We start from the raw sequence: 14,786 nt of genomic DNA, 5'->3' as shown, positions 1-14,786 counted from the left end.
AAATCATACAATTATACAATATTTATCTTTATATAAAGGTATTTTTTTGTAGTTTCAGCATTTAAAATTGAAATTTATATTCAAATGAACGAAAATCATCAGGACATCATAGATACTTTAATTACAGATTGGAAGCAAGAAAGGCCAGATCTTGATGCTTCTGCAATGTTAATCGTTGGTAGAGTTTTAAAACTAGGGAAAACATTAGAAAAAAGAGCTAGTAAAGCTTTACGAAGTAGTGATATTCACTATACAGATTTAGATGTATTGGCTACCTTAAGACGTTCTGGTAAACCCTTTGAGCTCACTCCTACTCAACTCATGCAATCTGTTTTAATTACCTCTGGTGCTATGACAGCCTTACTCGATAGATTAGTACGACTAAATTTGATTTATCGTTCTCCTGATCAAAATGATGGACGTGTTAAGCTCGCCGGTTTAACAAAAAAAGGAATAAAAACTATCGATAAAGCAATAGAAAAACGATTTGAAGAAGCAAATGAAGCTGTTCAGGTTTTTGATGCTTCAGAAAAAGATACCTTATCAAGGTTATTAAAAAAAATGATTTTGCACTTAGAAAATGAATCTCAATAGTAATTATCAAGTGATATAACACTTACAATTTCTTTCTACATAACATATAAAACAAACCTACAGCAGCCATTCCTGCACAAATGTACATGATTAGAGGTATCGTAGAAATCACATCTTGATAATATAAACCAGAAAAAAAAGCTCCTAACCCTATACCAGCTTCGAGAGCAATATACATTGTAGCCATAGCCTTACCTCTATTATTTGGATTGCTCATATCTACTGTCCAGGCATTTAATGCAGGAGATAATATTCCCATAGCTAATCCATAAAAAACCGCTCCGATTAGTAACCCTCTGATTGTATTGAAGTAACCAATTAGTATTAATGCTATAAACAATATAACAAGACCAATATTGATGACTGGAATTCTTCCATAAGCATCGGATATTTTTCCTGCAATAACTCTGATTAGCAAAGAAGAAACTGTAAAAGCAATAAAAAAAGTTCCCTTATTTATAATTCCCAAGTGATCACTCCAATCAGGAATCAAGGTCAAGATTACTCCAAAACCGATATATGCCAAAAAAGTGATTATTGCAGAAGGTAAAACCTCTCTTGCTATAATATCGTTCTTTGAAATTCTGAGATCAGAAAAAGAAAATGTTTTTTTATGAACCAAGGTTTCTTTGATACCTACCACCATAATAATAGATATTAACGCAATACATGAAGAAATATAAAATAGTACATCAAAAGAGTAATACAATTTAATATAACTACCTAGTGCCGGCCCCAAGGCTAAGCCTGTACTAAAGCATAATCCCTGAATACCCAATGCTTCTCCCCAACGTTCTTTAGGAATAATATCTGACACATATGCAGATATTGCTGTTGGACTAAAACCCGTAGAAAAACCATGCAATAATCGTAAGAATAAAAACCCAGACACCGTAGTGAGTATAGGGTATAAAAATCCAGATACCAAACATACCATTGCTCCAATTACAATTACTGGTTTCCTTCCTATCGTATCTGTTAATTTTCCGCTAAATGGTCTAGATAAACCTGCAGTAAGTGTAAATAAAGAAATGATTAATCCTTTGTACTCAGCTCCATTAATACTACTTAAATATGCAGGCAATTCTGGTATAAGCATATTATAACTTGCTGAAAACAATAAAGAACTTAAAGAAATTAGAGCAAAATTGATGGTGTATATAGAGCCTTTTTTATCCTTCATTCCTATCTCTTTTTATAATAAGAATGAATTAGTTCTTTAGCATAATTCCATAAATTAAAAGAACCATATTGTATAGATTTTGTTTTGTTTTCTACTTTTTCATAATCAATATTATATTCATTCCAAGTACCTCCATTATTCGAACTGTTTTGAAGTATTGGTTCGAATCTATCCATTGCTTTGGCAAATTTTGATTCTTTAGTTTTACCTTCTTCAAATTCTAACCAAATATCTATAAATTCTTTAGCTTGTTCTTCAGGTAATAAGCCAAAAATTCTTTTTGCCGCTATTAGTTCTTCATCGGTATTGATGTGGTTTTTTACAGGATCATGAAGAAAAACGTCACCAGTGTCAATTTCTACAATATCATGTATTAATACCATTTTTAAGACTTTAATCAAATCAATAGATTCATTGGAATGTTCTACCAAAACTAAGGTCATCATCGCCAGATGCCAGCTATGTTCTGCATCATTCTCTGGTCTATCACTATCAAACAATTTAGTTTTTCTTTGGATGTATTTAATTTTATCTATTTCCTTAATAAATTCTATTTGTTTGGATAATCTTTCTGATAGCATCCTCTTATTTTTTTTAATTGTATAATTTTATAGTTTTCAAAGAAATGGTTTCTTGAACTTTTATAAAAGGACATTTGTCCCAACACAAAAATGATACGTACAAATCCAGAATTATTAACTTATATTAATGAACTTTATAATAAGAAAAACAATGGTATAACCGAAGAAAAACACAATCCAAAACAACGTGTCATCGAACAAAATAAGAGATATAATTGGGTATATATCATTAAGAAAGGTATTACAAAATGTTATTTATCTGATGAAAATGGAAAAGATTTTATTCAGGAATTTTTGGGAGAAGGAATGGAGTTTGGTGAAATTGAAGTATTTAGTGGTAATCCTAGTTTTTGTTGTATAGAAGCTATAACAGAACTAGTGGTATATAAAATTTCATATATAGATTTTAATACGCTATTAGAAAACGATAAGAAGTTTAACAGACTTGTTATCAAGGCAATGGCTGCAAAAATAAGTTATAAAGCTCCCAGACATTCTTATCAGCAATCTTACCCTATTGAAGACAATATTCTAAGGCTTCAACAGCTTTTTCCTGAACTTACCGAGGTAATTTCAAAAAGTGATATTGCTAATTATCTGGGTGTTACCTTAAGAAGTTTGAACAGAACATTAAATCAATTAAAACACAGAAATGAAAATTAAAAACGGACTATCTTTTGTAGTCCGCCTTCTAAATTGTATGTGAATAAATTAAGGTATCACAATACTATATTTTATATACAGCATTGGTTATTTTGAATTGTACCAAAACAAACTGCACCTGATGGACTCGGAACAGCGCAGAAATCGCCATTAACATCAGATAAATAAAAACGATAACATCCAGAAACGCAATCTGATAACATTCCTCCATTAATTTGTTTTTGAGAAGTCTTGGTGAGTTTTTGAACTCCATCGATCTTCAGAATTGATTTTTTCATAATATTTAGGATTTAAGAATAATAATAACCTAAACGTTTTTACGTCATTTAGGCTTCTGACGGTTTTTATATAACATGTAATTTAATCCTTTTATTACTAAATCATTCTTAAATTTTTCTAAAGAATTAAAGTTCTGATTTTAAAGCCTTAACATCTATAATCAATTGTGCTATTGAAGCTTTATTTAGACCATTATAAATTCCTCTAATATGTTTGTTATTATCAATAAGTACGAAGTTTTCTGTGTGTAAAAAATCATCTTCATCCTTTTTGACTCCCAAATCTTCTTCAACAAAATAATAGTTTCTACCTAAATCATATATCTGTTTTCTATCTCCTGTTACCAGGTGCCATTTATGTTCTAGAATTCCTTTTGCTTTAGCATATTTTTGTAAAACAGGTACCGAATCATACTCTGGAGTAACCGAATGTGATAATAACAATATATCACTATCATTTATAAACTCCTCTTGCAACATTGTCATATTCGCGGTCATTTTTGGACAAATTCCAGGACATGAAGTAAAAAAGAAATCTGCTATATATATTTTATTGTCAAAAGTTCTTTGAGTAATTGTATCTCCTTTTTGATTAATTAAAGTAAAATCAGGAATAATATGAAATGTTTTTTCATCTTCGGTATTTGGTATCAGCCAATTTGGAGTAAATGACGCTTCATTATAATATGGAAGCGATTCTACTCTGCTAGTCTCTTGATTTCTTCCAATATCTTTACAACTTGTTATCAATAGTATTGATATCAATAATGAATAATATATGTGTTTATTGATATTGTACAGTTTCTTTTTCCAATGCATAACATAAATTTGAACGTCTTAAACCAAAAACACGTCCGTTCTTAGCCTCGTAATTAACATATATCTTACCATTTTCTAACCAAGCTCTTTGCATACCTTCTTCTTTTCCTTGATTAATATGCTTTTGTTTGGATAGTTGTCCATTAGAATACCATTTTTGTTGTATTCCATGTTTTACCCCATTCTCATAATTAGATTCTGCAGCCAAAACACCATTAGCCCACCAAATTTTTACGACACCATCAAGATGATTTCTAATATAATAAGATTGTTTTCTGAGCGTACCATCAGAAAACCATTTCTGAGCTATTCCTTCTTTTTTTCCATTATAATATCCCATCTTCTCGGCTAGTACATTATTTGGATGATAATTCACTGCATATCCAGAAAAAGGTTGATTCTTATAATACCATTTCCCTTCAGTAGCATTAAGAATTAAAAGATCTTTTGCTACTTCTGTATTCTCAATATCTTTTTTTTCGGGGGTAACTACGTTATTTTGATTTTCAACAACAACCTTTTTACAATTGATAATGATTAACAAAGGGATAATACAAAATAGTTTAGTTAATTGCATTTGGAGTTCCTTTATATGGTCCAACAAATACAATGTATCTTCCCGTAGTTGAGTATATTTCATTAATAATATGGTAATGATATTCTGTTTCATCAGTATGTTGTGTAATACTTGCATGACCTCCAGATGCATCTAAATCTGTAGGGTATGTCCCTGTCGAATTACATTTCCTTCCATATATAAAAAATCCATCAGATAATATTCCAATTAACTTGTCGTCATCGTCAGACCAGGCTTTTGGTTCTAGGTGATAATGATATTCTGCTGGTCCGATGTGTCCTCCAGAATAATCCAGGCTTACTACAGCTTGATCTAACGCTCCATTTCCTTCCTGATCATTAAAAATAGCCGCTCCACTAACAGAAATACCTATAGCTCCAAGTGAAGTCGCTGTACTGCTGCTTGCCAATTGAGGATCTGAAGAAACGGTTAAAGTGGCCGCTCCATCATAACCGGGAATTAGACTTGGTGTCATATTAGTAGCTATTGTAGGTGCAACATATAACGCATTGCCTACTCCCCAATACGGAGTGGTATGATTTGGATTTCCAGTAGTCTCAATAACAACATTGGACCCTTCGAGATAAATATCTGTTTCATTAGTATCAAATTCGGCAAAAGCAGCGTGTAATTCTCCCGAAACCTCTCCTCCTGTTTCTGTTTCTGTAGTATCTCCATCATCACTGCTACAAGCAATGAACGCCATTAATACGAGACTTATTCCTAAGGTTAATGTCCAGATACTTTTGTTTTTTCTTTTTTGTTTCATTTTCATACGATTTGGTTATTATCTTTTCCATTTCTAAGCCATTTTCTAATAGTTTAATCGTGTGTTTGTTTTGGTCCTCTTCTATGATTTGGTTTCGGAGCCTTTTCTAATTCTTCTTTGGTAATAAAACCATCTTCATCTGTATCTATTTTTGAAAAATCTCTTTTTAATGGCCCTCTCACCTCTTCTTTAGCAAGTTTATTATCATTATTATCATCCATCATTTTAAAAATTTCCTCTATGCTTGGAGGTTGATGATGTTCTTTTTCCTCAGTATCAGATTGTGCATTTGACTTACAAGACATCATTAATGCTATAAAACTTAATACTAATCCTAATTTTATAGTTTTACTTTTCATTTTACAAATGTTATTGTTTCCTATATAGGACTATAAATTTCTATAAAAGTTTAGAAGTAAAAGACCGTTTTCTGTAGATCTTGGGAAGTTTTAAGCGAATTCAACACTAAATTCAGTGAACGGCATAATTCTTTGTTTTCAAAAGAGTAATTTCATGAATTGATTGATTTTTATTTCCTTTAATTTGCATTATGAATGCATTAAAAAGGTTTTTTTATCAAACACTTTTATGGTTAATTATTTGGTCCGTATTGTGGTTTGGAAGAGGTTTTAATTCACAATTTTTAGCAGAAAATTCTTTTGCTTTTGCATTTCAGGCTCTACTCATTGGTGCTCTCATATATTATATTGCTCCAATGTTTTTATTTAAGAAGAAGTATGTTTTATTTCTTATTATTTCAATTCTTGGAATAACTACACTTGCATTTATTTCTATAAATTTATTTACAGTTCCTAAAATACCACCACCATTTGGAGGAGGACCTAAAAACATAAATCCAAAACCTCCTTCTCGATTTTTTATTCATTTTTTATTATTATCAATTTCTTATGTGATTGCAGTATTTATAGAAACATTTGTATTTGCACAAAAAAAAGAGCAAGAAACCATTAAGAATAAGAACGAAAATCTTCAAACAGAACTTAAACTTCTAAAATCTCAAATTAATCCGCACTTTTTATTTAATTCTCTTAATAATATCTATGCTCTTTCTGTTATAGACTCTAATAAAACTCAACAAAGTATTGGTTATTTATCAGATATGCTCCGATATGTTTTATATGAATGTGAACGTCCTTTAGTCCCTTTAAAAAAGGAAGTTTCTTATATAAAAGATTATATTAAATTATTTTCTTTAAAAAGTAGTAAAGCTTATGCAATAACAACTGATTTTAGTGTTTTGGATGGTAATACATGGATCGCACCTATGTTACTTATTCCTTTCGTAGAAAATGCATTTAAACATAGTAATATCGAAAAGCCAAAAGATTCTTTTATAAAAATACAAATCCAATCTACTCCTAATTATATTAATTTTAAAATAGAAAATAGTATTCCGAAGAAAAGGATTAATAAAGATATCATTGGAGGAATTGGCCTAGAAAATGTTAAGAAAAGATTAGCTATATTATATCCAGAAAATCATCAGTTAGATATTATTGAAAATAATGAGGTTTTTAAGGTAAAACTAAATATAAAACAGACTAATAATGCTTAAATGCTTGGTAATAGATGATGAAGAATTGGCAAGAACACTTCTGAAAACATATATAGACAGGTTAAATTTTTTAGAAATGGTTAGTGCAGTCGAGAATCCTCTTGAAGCTTTACAAATACTTAAAACTACTGATATAGATGTTGTATTTCTAGATATTCAAATGCCCGATTTAAAAGGGACAGATTTTGCTAAAATGATTCCTGAAACCACACAAATAATATTTACAACTGCATATTCTGAATATGCATTAGAAGGATTTGAATTAAATGCATTGGATTATTTACTTAAGCCCATCACATTTGAACGCTTTTTGATTGCCGCAAATAAAATTAAACGAGATTCTTGGGATACAATATCTCAAAATACAATGACTATTAAGTCTGGTTATGATTTATATAAATTAAAATACAATGATATTCTTTATATAGAAAGCGATAGCGAATATGTTATTTTTTATACTGCTGAAAAAAAGATAATGAGTCATCTGGCTTTAAAATCATTAGAAGCAACATTACCAAAATCAATATTCATGAGGGTACATAGATCATATATAGTTAATAAAAACAAAGTAACTTCATTAAAAGGAAAAGAGATTCTGATCTCAGAAATTAAGATTCCTGTAAGTTCAAGTTATTATGACTTGGTTAAAGATCAGATATTTTAAAATACAAAGTACTCATTAAAAGAAATTTAAGTGTTTTTTATTCAATAATAAGATTAACTTAATCAAAATAAATTATCACTATACTATTTACGGTTTTTGCAATGTAAACATCTCAATCATTTTCTCTTTCTTACAAATCATAAAAAAGAGTCATACAATTAAATATATCTTTGTTTAAAAACTAAACCAAAGTGCACCCAAAAAACATTCACAATCAGCCTTATGATTTTCCGTCATTGATTCATACACATCCTATACTAAAACCGTATGTTTTCATGAATACATTTGGAAATATGACCATTGATTTTTCAGATTCTGGAGCAGTTTTAGAATTAAACAGAGCTATTCTAAAACATGATTATGGATTAACAGATTGGAGTATTCCCAAGAATTTTCTCTGTCCTCCAATTCCGGGAAGAGCTGATTATATTCACCACTTAGCAGATATATTGAAACAAAATGGAGTAAATCCCAATATAAAAGGTTTAGATATTGGTGTAGGAGCTAATTGTATCTATCCGATTTTAGGTGTTCAAATTTATGGCTGGCAAATGGTAGGAGCAGATATTAATGAAACTGCCATTGCATCTGCAAACAAAAATGTAGAAATTAATCCTCATCTTTCACAAGCTATTCAAATAAGACATCAATCAAATCATGCCAATATATTTGAAGGGATTATAAAACCAGGAGAATATTTTGATTTTGTAATGTGCAACCCTCCTTTTCATAGCTCTAAAGAAGAAGCGTCTAAAGGTACACTTAGAAAACTAAAGAATTTAAAAGTATCCAAAGACTTAGAGCTTAATTTTGGAGGGCAAGCGAATGAACTTTGGTGTAACGGTGGTGAAGCGCTTTTTTTAAAACGTATGGTAAAACAAAGTATTTCTTTTTCAAAACAGGTTGGTGTTTTTACCAGTTTAGTTTCTAAAAAAGAACATGTAGCCAAATTAAAAAAACAACTAGATAAAATAAAAGCTCAACATACTATTGTAGACATGTCTCAAGGTCATAAAAAAAGCCGTCTGATTACCTGGACATTTTAATTTCTTATATTATAAAGTATAAAATATTTTTAAAAGAAAAATGCCTGTCATAGTATGACAGGCATTGAATAAAAAGTTTTAGCGTATATATATTTAAATAACTTTTACATTTACCGCGTTTAATCCTTTTTTACCTTCTGCAAGATCAAATTCAACTTCATCACCCTCACGAATTTCATCTATTAATCCAGAAATGTGTACAAAATGTTCTTTGTTTGAACCTTCTTCAATAATAAAACCAAAACCTTTAGCATCATTGAAGAATTTTACTGTTCCTTTACTCATTGTTATAATATTAATTTTAATAATTATTTTAACATATTCAAATATGGTGCCATAAATTTAATCAAACTTTCTAAAATTATACTATCTAATTAAATTAATCTTCAGGCGGCCTACCATGAATTTCTTCAAATAATGTATCGAAATTATCACGTAGATAAGAATTTAACTTCTTTCTATAATCATCTTTTAACCAGCTTAAAAAATTATAAGTACTCTTGCTTATACATTTTGCATACGCCTGTATTCTATGATCAATATCCTCACCCAACATCTTTGCTAAACCTAATGCATCATAGATATCCTCACTATTTTCAATACATATTTTTGCATGTTGCGCTATAGATTGTTCCAAAACGACTTTAGAAGATTGTCCCTTTTTCACAGATTCGATATATGTATCTTTAATATCAAAATACACCTCTTCAGAATTAGCAAACTCAGCTCTCAACTCGGCTGGCATTTCATGCTTAAATTTACTTTCTATCTCCTCATCATTGAGAAGCCTATCCATATAATAGTTAGGAGAGTTAAATATTTTCTGCCAATCTAAATCTGCACCCCAAGGTCCAAAACGATAAAGGTTGTTTCCTAGATCAATAACAGAAAATTTAGCTTTATTCTTTAAGATCCTAGAACCTCGACCAATCATTTGATAATATAAAGTAAGAGATTTAGTCGCTCTGTTTAAAATAATGGTATCTACCGTAGGCTCATCAAATCCTGTTGTTAAAATACTCACCGAAGTCAAAATAGCATTTGGTGTTTCCTTAAACCAAGTAAGGATTTGATTCCTTTGTTTTTTGGTAGCGGTATTGTCAAGGTGTGCTATAGGATATCCTGCAGCTCTAAAGGTGTCAAATACATGTAATGAGGTATTAATCCCATTGTTAAAAATTAAAGTTTTCTTACCCAAAGAATGCTTTTTATAGGCTTCTAGTAATTTCCCAAGCATATCACTATTAGTATATAAATCTTCTGATGATTTTACAGTATAATCACCGTTAGATCCAACTTCTAATGAAGTCAATCCCATATTATAAGCAAAGACTTCTGCACGTGCCAAAAACTCATTCTCTATAAGGGATTCTATGGTTTCACCAGTAATTAGCTCATCATAATTATCCTTCATAGGTAACTTCATGTTTGAACTCAACGGAGTTGCTGTTACTCCTAGAATAAAGGATTTATCAAAAAATTTAAACAACTTGGTAAAAGAGTTATAATGCGCTTCATCAATAATAACCAAACCTATATCTGAAATATCTAATTTATCCTCATTAAGTCTGTTATTTAATGTTTCTACCATAGCCACAAAACAACTATACTCTTCCTGATCATCAAGATTGGCCTTACTATCAACTACTTTATTTACAACACCAAATCCTGTAAGCATATTAGAGGTTTGCTTACATAACTCGATGCGATGCGTCATCACTAAAACTTTCTTATTATGATGTTTTAAATATTGTCGTACTATTTCAGAAAAAATCACCGTTTTTCCACCACCAGTTGGTAATTGATATAATAGATGGTAATCTTCGCGAGCATCTTCAAAACTTTTAAAAATCTTATTAATAGCTCCTTTTTGATAACTATATAATTCTTTTCCTGTTTTCCTCTCTTCTGAACTAGTAATTATTTCCGACATAGCCTCTATTTTTTTAAGGGATGTAAAATTAAGGCCTTTCATGGGTTTTTAAAGAATTTTATGATGAAAAAATTAAATCATTTTATAAAATTCGTATTTCTATACACTAAATAAAGAAGAAATAAATCAAAAAAGAGATTCTAATTCCTAGCAGAATCTATTAAAACTATTGGCTTAATACAAGTATTGATTGATTCTTTGATTATCCAACAGTAATTCTACACATATCGGTTAAATAATTGTTATTCTTACCTTTTTCTTTTTCAGTCTGCTATTATTTAAATTAGCTACTAATTGATTTGCAATAGATGCAGGTACAGCGACAAAAGTGCAATCTTGTTTTAATTCTATAACTCCTAATTGATCTTTATCAATTTTCCCTTGTTTAAAAAATAAACCTGCAATATCTCCCTTTGAAATCTTATCTTTTCTACCTCCAGAAATAAATAAAGTTTGCCAATATTGAGAAGGCCTTTGTACAGATTGGTCATTAATCACCTCTATTTCAGCATTTTTAATAAAATCTGGCAAATACTCTTTTTCCCATTTTAAAACATATGCAGTTCCTTTAGCATCTACTCTTGCAGTCCTACCATTTCTATGTGTGAATTCTTCCATTTTTATGGGAAGCTGATAATGAATGATAAATTTTATCTCTGGTATATCAATTCCCCTTGCTGCCAAATCAGTCGCAATTATGATTTGATGTGTTCCATTTCTGAATTTGATCAAAGATCGTTCTCTGTCTTTTTGTTCCATTCCACCATAAAAACATCCATGACTTATATTGTTTTTATCTAAAAAGTCACTTACATCTTTTATTGTATCTTTTAAATTACAGAATATAATTCCGGGTTGATTACCTATATGATTTAAGACTGATACAAGTGTATTTAATTTATTCTTTGATGGAGAAATTATGGTTTTAATAGCCAAATTAGAAACTCCTTCTTTTAAGTAATTAACAATAGTAGGGTTTTCTAGTTGTACAAAATCCGGAATATCAATTTCTTGTGTTGCAGAAGTGAGTATACGCTTTCTAATATTAGGTAATGCATTAATAATTCCTCTCATTTCATACTCAAAACCAATTTCCAGAGATTTGTCAAACTCATCTAATATCAAAGTTTTTATGTTTTCTTTTGAAAAGCGTTCTCTGCTAAAATGGTCTGCTACTCTACCTGGTGTTCCTATTAGGATTGCCGGAGTATGTTTTAGTTCCACTTTGTCTTTAGAAATAGATCGCCCACCATATACAGCATTTACTTTATAACCTGATCCCATTTCTCTAACTACTTGTTCTATCTGAATGGCTAACTCTCGTGATGGCACTAAGATCAATGCTTGTATATCAGTACAATCGGGATCCATTCCCGAAATAACCGGTAATAAAAAAGCTAAGGTTTTTCCTGTTCCTGTAGGTGATAAAATAATTGTATTATCTGTATGTTCAACGGCAACAAGAGCTTCTTCCTGCATTGGATTTAAACTCTCAATATTCAATTTATCAAGAATTCGTTTTTGTCCTTTAATATTATTTGCCATATCAATATATATTACTTTCTTTTCTTTTTAGACACCTCTGTCTTAACCACAGGAACACTTGATGTATTTTGAATATGATAGTTTGCGATCATTTTTTCAATAAGTTCTTCTTTTGTGAGATGATGAAAAACAGTTTTTATTTTCTCTTTATACTGATTAGAGAGGTCATGATTTGGTTTAGTTTTAAATATTTTTTTAGCCCATAACAATCCTTTATTCTCTTCAATACTTTGAGCATCTACCTTATTATATTCTTTAAAGTTAATATCTAACTCATCAGAAAACTCTGCAATATCTATTATTTCTTCTTTTTGCAAAACAGTTAACGATAACCCCTTCGCTCCTGCTCTTGCGGTTCTTCCACTTCGATGTACATATGTTTCATATACATCTGGTAAATGATAATTAACCACATACGATATTTCTTTAACATCAATTCCTCTTGCAGCCAGATCAGTGGCTACCAGAATATGTATATGCCCTTCTCTAAATTGTTCCATAATTCTATCACGAATGGGCTGTGATAGACTTCCGTGTAGAGCACCAGAAGAGAATTTATTTATTGCCAAATTTTTGGCGAGTTTATTTACTGCAGCTTTTGTTTTACAAAAAATGATCCCTCGTTCTCCTTCTTTTGACGTTAAAAAATGCATTAAAACATCTAATTTTTCTATAGGTTCGACAACAACATATCGATGGTCTATCCCCTGATGACCTATCTTTTCCATATCAGCACTTTCCTGTATGACATGTTTTGACATATAGTTTTGTACCATCTGTTTTATAGTTCCCGGCATTGTGGCGGTAAAAAGAATAGTTCTTCTGCTTTTAGGCAATACTGAGACTATTTCATCTAAACCATCTTTTAGAGAACTCACCATTTCGTCTGCTTCATCAAGAATTAGGTAGTTAGCGATTTTTATGTCAATAGCATTTCGTTTAATTAAATCTATTAAACGTCCCGGAGTAGCAACAACGATATGTGTTACTTTTGTTAATCGTTCTATTTGTGGTTTAATCGGAATTCCACCACAAATTGAAGCTATAGATATGTTAGGTAAATATGTTGCAAAAGACATTAAATTATTATAAATCTGATGTCCTAACTCTCTGGTCGGTGCTAATATTACTGCTTGAATATTTTTATTATCAACATCAATCAATTGTAACAATGGTAATCCAAAAGCGGCTGTTTTTCCTGTCCCTGTTTTTGCTAAACCAACAAAATCATCCTTTTTTTGTAATAAGACGGGAATTGATTTTTTTTGAATATCTGTTGGTGTAGAAATATTTAAGTCTTCTAAACTTTTTTGAAGAGGAGCTATAATTCCTAAATCGGAAAACTGTATTGACATAAAATAAATTTTGGCAAAGATAGAGGTATAAAATGGAAAGACTATCCCAATTTTAAACTCAATATATTAAAAGATTTTACCGTAGTAATTCAAGTCAACAATTTCACCTTTAGTAGTTTTATAATCACATCGTATAGTCCCCTCTAATTCAAAACCACTATTTAGGGCTACTCTAATACTTCTCGTATTTCTGCTAGAAATTCTACACAATAATTTCTTAAAATGATGTTCATTTACAATATCATCAATTAAAGAAGCCATTGTAGTTGTAATGATTCCTTTTCCTTCATGTTTTGAGTCGATAAAAGCTCCTAATTCTGCTTTTGGAATATTCCAATCAATATTTTTAACATCAATAAAGCCTACAATCACGTTTGATTCTTTTTCAAGTATAAGGTATGGAAAGTAAGACTTTTCGTTAATTTTTTGCTCTATTTCTTCACAATAATTGATTGTATCTGCTATGGTTTTAGTACGTAAAACTGTTCCTGCAAAGAAATCTTCTAATCGCTCTCTATTAGTGTTAATTAACTGAAAGAATGCATTGTTATCATTTACACTTAACATTTTTACTATATACTTATTCATCTGCTAAAGAATTATTATTTGGTATTGGAATAGCTACAAAATAACCACATAATAAGCGTATAAAAATTGATTGAAATCAATATCTCTTAATTCTGGATAGTGTTTCTGGGGCCATTCTTAGATATGAAGCAATATACTTGTGCGGAATTTCCTGAAATAACTCTGGTCTTCTTTGTAAAACTCTTTGATATCGTTCTGCCGGAGATGAAATTAAAAGATCAATTTCTCTTTCGGTTTGTAAATAAATAAGTTCTTCTAAGATCGCATACCATAAAGATAAATTCTCTGGATTACTCATCATAAATTTCATAAAGTCATCTTTGGAAATAAAATCGACTTTTGTTTTTTTAAGGGCCTGAATTTCTAACTGTGATACTTTATTTGAGAAAAAAGAATCCAAAGCAGTTATCAATGACTTTTTATATCCCAAATACAAAGTATGTTCTTCTTTATCATTAACATAAAAAACTCTAAGGCTTCCCTCTGAGATAAAATACAAATTTGTATTAATATTATTAGCCGTTTTTAAATACTCCTCTCTTTCTAGAGTTTTGAATTTTGTTAGAATTCCTCCTTTCTCCAGATTATTTTTCAATTGCTGAATCGCATTCATTC

General features: G+C 30.3%; 18 protein-coding genes. 5 read left to right on the top strand and 13 right to left on the bottom strand.

What is annotated here, in order from left to right; all coding sequences use genetic code 11:
- The first annotated feature begins 84 nt into the window (after nucleotides 1-84).
- Complete coding sequence (locus PQF96_RS18870) at nucleotides 85-594, top strand: MarR family winged helix-turn-helix transcriptional regulator (RefSeq protein WP_271767793.1); 510 nt, start codon at nucleotides 85-87, stop codon at nucleotides 592-594.
- A 22-nt stretch (nucleotides 595-616) separates the two neighbouring features.
- Here PQF96_RS18870 and PQF96_RS18865 read toward each other — a convergent pair whose 3' ends face one another.
- Nucleotides 617-1,777, bottom strand: a complete 1,161-nt coding sequence (locus PQF96_RS18865; RefSeq protein WP_271767792.1) for an MFS transporter — start codon at nucleotides 1,775-1,777, stop codon at nucleotides 617-619.
- Between the two features lie 2 nt (nucleotides 1,778-1,779).
- Nucleotides 1,780-2,358, bottom strand: a complete 579-nt coding sequence (locus tag PQF96_RS18860; protein WP_271767791.1) for an HD domain-containing protein — start codon at nucleotides 2,356-2,358, stop codon at nucleotides 1,780-1,782.
- A 90-nt stretch (nucleotides 2,359-2,448) separates the two neighbouring features.
- On the opposite strand from PQF96_RS18860, the gene PQF96_RS18855 reads away from it, so the two are divergent.
- Nucleotides 2,449-3,021, top strand: coding sequence for a Crp/Fnr family transcriptional regulator (locus PQF96_RS18855; RefSeq protein ID WP_271767790.1), 573 nt, complete (start codon nucleotides 2,449-2,451; stop codon nucleotides 3,019-3,021).
- Between the two features lie 71 nt (nucleotides 3,022-3,092).
- On the opposite strand, the gene PQF96_RS18850 is transcribed toward PQF96_RS18855, so the two are convergent.
- The 5 genes from PQF96_RS18850 to PQF96_RS18830 form a co-directional block, all read right to left on the bottom strand.
- Complete coding sequence (locus tag PQF96_RS18850) at nucleotides 3,093-3,299, bottom strand: hypothetical protein (protein ID WP_109437399.1); 207 nt, start codon at nucleotides 3,297-3,299, stop codon at nucleotides 3,093-3,095.
- 126 nt (nucleotides 3,300-3,425) lie between these two features.
- A complete protein-coding gene (locus PQF96_RS18845; RefSeq protein ID WP_271767789.1) occupies nucleotides 3,426-4,118 on the bottom strand; it encodes an SCO family protein in 693 nt (230 codons plus the stop codon).
- Nucleotides 4,084-4,695 (bottom strand): toxin-antitoxin system YwqK family antitoxin, encoded by a 612-nt coding sequence (locus PQF96_RS18840; protein ID WP_271767788.1) that lies wholly within the window; start codon nucleotides 4,693-4,695, stop codon nucleotides 4,084-4,086. The genes PQF96_RS18845 and PQF96_RS18840 overlap by 35 nt, the downstream gene beginning before the upstream one ends.
- Nucleotides 4,682-5,464, bottom strand: a complete 783-nt coding sequence (locus tag PQF96_RS18835; RefSeq protein ID WP_333968110.1) for a YHYH protein — start codon at nucleotides 5,462-5,464, stop codon at nucleotides 4,682-4,684. Before PQF96_RS18835 ends, PQF96_RS18840 begins: the two co-directional genes overlap by 14 nt.
- 53 nt (nucleotides 5,465-5,517) lie before the next feature.
- Nucleotides 5,518-5,823 (bottom strand): EF-hand domain-containing protein, encoded by a 306-nt coding sequence (locus PQF96_RS18830; protein ID WP_271767787.1) that lies wholly within the window; start codon nucleotides 5,821-5,823, stop codon nucleotides 5,518-5,520.
- A gap of 191 nt (nucleotides 5,824-6,014) precedes the next feature.
- On the opposite strand from PQF96_RS18830, the gene PQF96_RS18825 reads away from it, so the two are divergent.
- The 3 genes from PQF96_RS18825 (at nucleotide 6,015) to rlmF (ending at nucleotide 8,750) form a co-directional block, all read left to right on the top strand.
- Nucleotides 6,015-7,040: a sensor histidine kinase gene (locus tag PQF96_RS18825; RefSeq protein WP_271767786.1), complete on the top strand. Its 1,026-nt coding sequence runs from the start codon at nucleotides 6,015-6,017 to the stop codon at nucleotides 7,038-7,040.
- On the top strand, nucleotides 7,033-7,704 hold the full coding sequence (locus tag PQF96_RS18820; protein WP_271767785.1) for a LytR/AlgR family response regulator transcription factor: 672 nt from the start codon (nucleotides 7,033-7,035) through the stop codon (nucleotides 7,702-7,704). The genes PQF96_RS18825 and PQF96_RS18820 overlap by 8 nt, the downstream gene beginning before the upstream one ends.
- Nucleotides 7,705-7,895: 191 nt before the next feature.
- Complete coding sequence (gene rlmF / locus PQF96_RS18815) at nucleotides 7,896-8,750, top strand: 23S rRNA (adenine(1618)-N(6))-methyltransferase RlmF (RefSeq protein WP_271767784.1); 855 nt, start codon at nucleotides 7,896-7,898, stop codon at nucleotides 8,748-8,750.
- Between the two features lie 93 nt (nucleotides 8,751-8,843).
- Here the strand turns inward: rlmF and PQF96_RS18810 are convergent, their stop codons facing one another.
- From PQF96_RS18810 to PQF96_RS18785, 6 genes are all read right to left on the bottom strand, one after another.
- The gene (locus tag PQF96_RS18810; protein ID WP_109437407.1) at nucleotides 8,844-9,035 is read right to left on the bottom strand and encodes a cold-shock protein; all 192 of its coding nucleotides are present in this window, start codon (nucleotides 9,033-9,035) and stop codon (nucleotides 8,844-8,846) included.
- A 94-nt stretch (nucleotides 9,036-9,129) separates the two neighbouring features.
- Entirely contained in the window at nucleotides 9,130-10,683 is a 1,554-nt protein-coding gene (locus PQF96_RS18805; RefSeq protein ID WP_109437852.1) for a DEAD/DEAH box helicase, read from the bottom strand.
- 231 nt (nucleotides 10,684-10,914) lie between these two features.
- Nucleotides 10,915-12,228: a DEAD/DEAH box helicase gene (locus PQF96_RS18800; RefSeq protein ID WP_271767783.1), complete on the bottom strand. Its 1,314-nt coding sequence runs from the start codon at nucleotides 12,226-12,228 to the stop codon at nucleotides 10,915-10,917.
- 11 nt (nucleotides 12,229-12,239) lie between these two features.
- On the bottom strand, nucleotides 12,240-13,583 hold the full coding sequence (locus PQF96_RS18795; RefSeq protein WP_271767782.1) for a DEAD/DEAH box helicase: 1,344 nt from the start codon (nucleotides 13,581-13,583) through the stop codon (nucleotides 12,240-12,242).
- A 66-nt stretch (nucleotides 13,584-13,649) separates the two neighbouring features.
- Complete coding sequence (locus tag PQF96_RS18790; RefSeq protein ID WP_109437410.1) at nucleotides 13,650-14,171, bottom strand: GNAT family N-acetyltransferase; 522 nt, start codon at nucleotides 14,169-14,171, stop codon at nucleotides 13,650-13,652.
- Nucleotides 14,172-14,247: 76 nt separating this feature from the next.
- On the bottom strand, nucleotides 14,248-14,784 hold the full coding sequence (locus PQF96_RS18785) for a Crp/Fnr family transcriptional regulator (RefSeq protein WP_109437411.1): 537 nt from the start codon (nucleotides 14,782-14,784) through the stop codon (nucleotides 14,248-14,250).
- Nucleotides 14,785-14,786: the final 2 nt, after the last annotated feature.

The organism is Aquimarina algiphila (assembly GCF_947494415.1).
Classification (GTDB): Bacteria; Bacteroidota; Bacteroidia; order Flavobacteriales; family Flavobacteriaceae; genus Aquimarina; species Aquimarina algiphila.
The sequence above is the reverse complement of the archived record's forward strand: the minus strand, read 5'-3'. Positions and strand labels throughout refer to the sequence as shown.

Bases quoted from the DNA above. Each gene is read 5' to 3' on its own strand.
- PQF96_RS18805 (WP_109437852.1), bottom strand. From the start codon at position 10,683: ATGTCGGAAATAATTACTAGTTCAGAAGAGAGGAAAACAGGAAAAGAA.
- PQF96_RS18820 (WP_271767785.1), top strand. From the start codon at position 7,033: ATGCTTAAATGCTTGGTAATAGATGATGAAGAATTGGCAAGAACACTT.
- PQF96_RS18835 (WP_333968110.1), bottom strand. From the start codon at position 5,464: ATGAAACAAAAAAGAAAAAACAAAAGTATCTGGACATTAACCTTAGGA.
- PQF96_RS18850 (WP_109437399.1), bottom strand. From the start codon at position 3,299: ATGAAAAAATCAATTCTGAAGATCGATGGAGTTCAAAAACTCACCAAG.
- PQF96_RS18865 (WP_271767792.1), bottom strand. From the start codon at position 1,777: ATGAAGGATAAAAAAGGCTCTATATACACCATCAATTTTGCTCTAATT.
- PQF96_RS18795 (WP_271767782.1), bottom strand. From the start codon at position 13,583: ATGTCAATACAGTTTTCCGATTTAGGAATTATAGCTCCTCTTCAAAAA.
- PQF96_RS18860 (WP_271767791.1), bottom strand. From the start codon at position 2,358: ATGCTATCAGAAAGATTATCCAAACAAATAGAATTTATTAAGGAAATA.
- PQF96_RS18830 (WP_271767787.1), bottom strand. From the start codon at position 5,823: ATGAAAAGTAAAACTATAAAATTAGGATTAGTATTAAGTTTTATAGCA.
- PQF96_RS18785 (WP_109437411.1), bottom strand. From the start codon at position 14,784: ATGAATGCGATTCAGCAATTGAAAAATAATCTGGAGAAAGGAGGAATT.
- PQF96_RS18825 (WP_271767786.1), top strand. From the start codon at position 6,015: ATGAATGCATTAAAAAGGTTTTTTTATCAAACACTTTTATGGTTAATT.
- PQF96_RS18840 (WP_271767788.1), bottom strand. From the start codon at position 4,695: ATGCAATTAACTAAACTATTTTGTATTATCCCTTTGTTAATCATTATC.
- PQF96_RS18800 (WP_271767783.1), bottom strand. From the start codon at position 12,228: ATGGCAAATAATATTAAAGGACAAAAACGAATTCTTGATAAATTGAAT.
- PQF96_RS18810 (WP_109437407.1), bottom strand. From the start codon at position 9,035: ATGAGTAAAGGAACAGTAAAATTCTTCAATGATGCTAAAGGTTTTGGT.
- PQF96_RS18790 (WP_109437410.1), bottom strand. From the start codon at position 14,171: ATGAATAAGTATATAGTAAAAATGTTAAGTGTAAATGATAACAATGCA.
- PQF96_RS18855 (WP_271767790.1), top strand. From the start codon at position 2,449: ATGATACGTACAAATCCAGAATTATTAACTTATATTAATGAACTTTAT.
- PQF96_RS18870 (WP_271767793.1), top strand. From the start codon at position 85: ATGAACGAAAATCATCAGGACATCATAGATACTTTAATTACAGATTGG.
- PQF96_RS18845 (WP_271767789.1), bottom strand. From the start codon at position 4,118: ATGCATTGGAAAAAGAAACTGTACAATATCAATAAACACATATATTAT.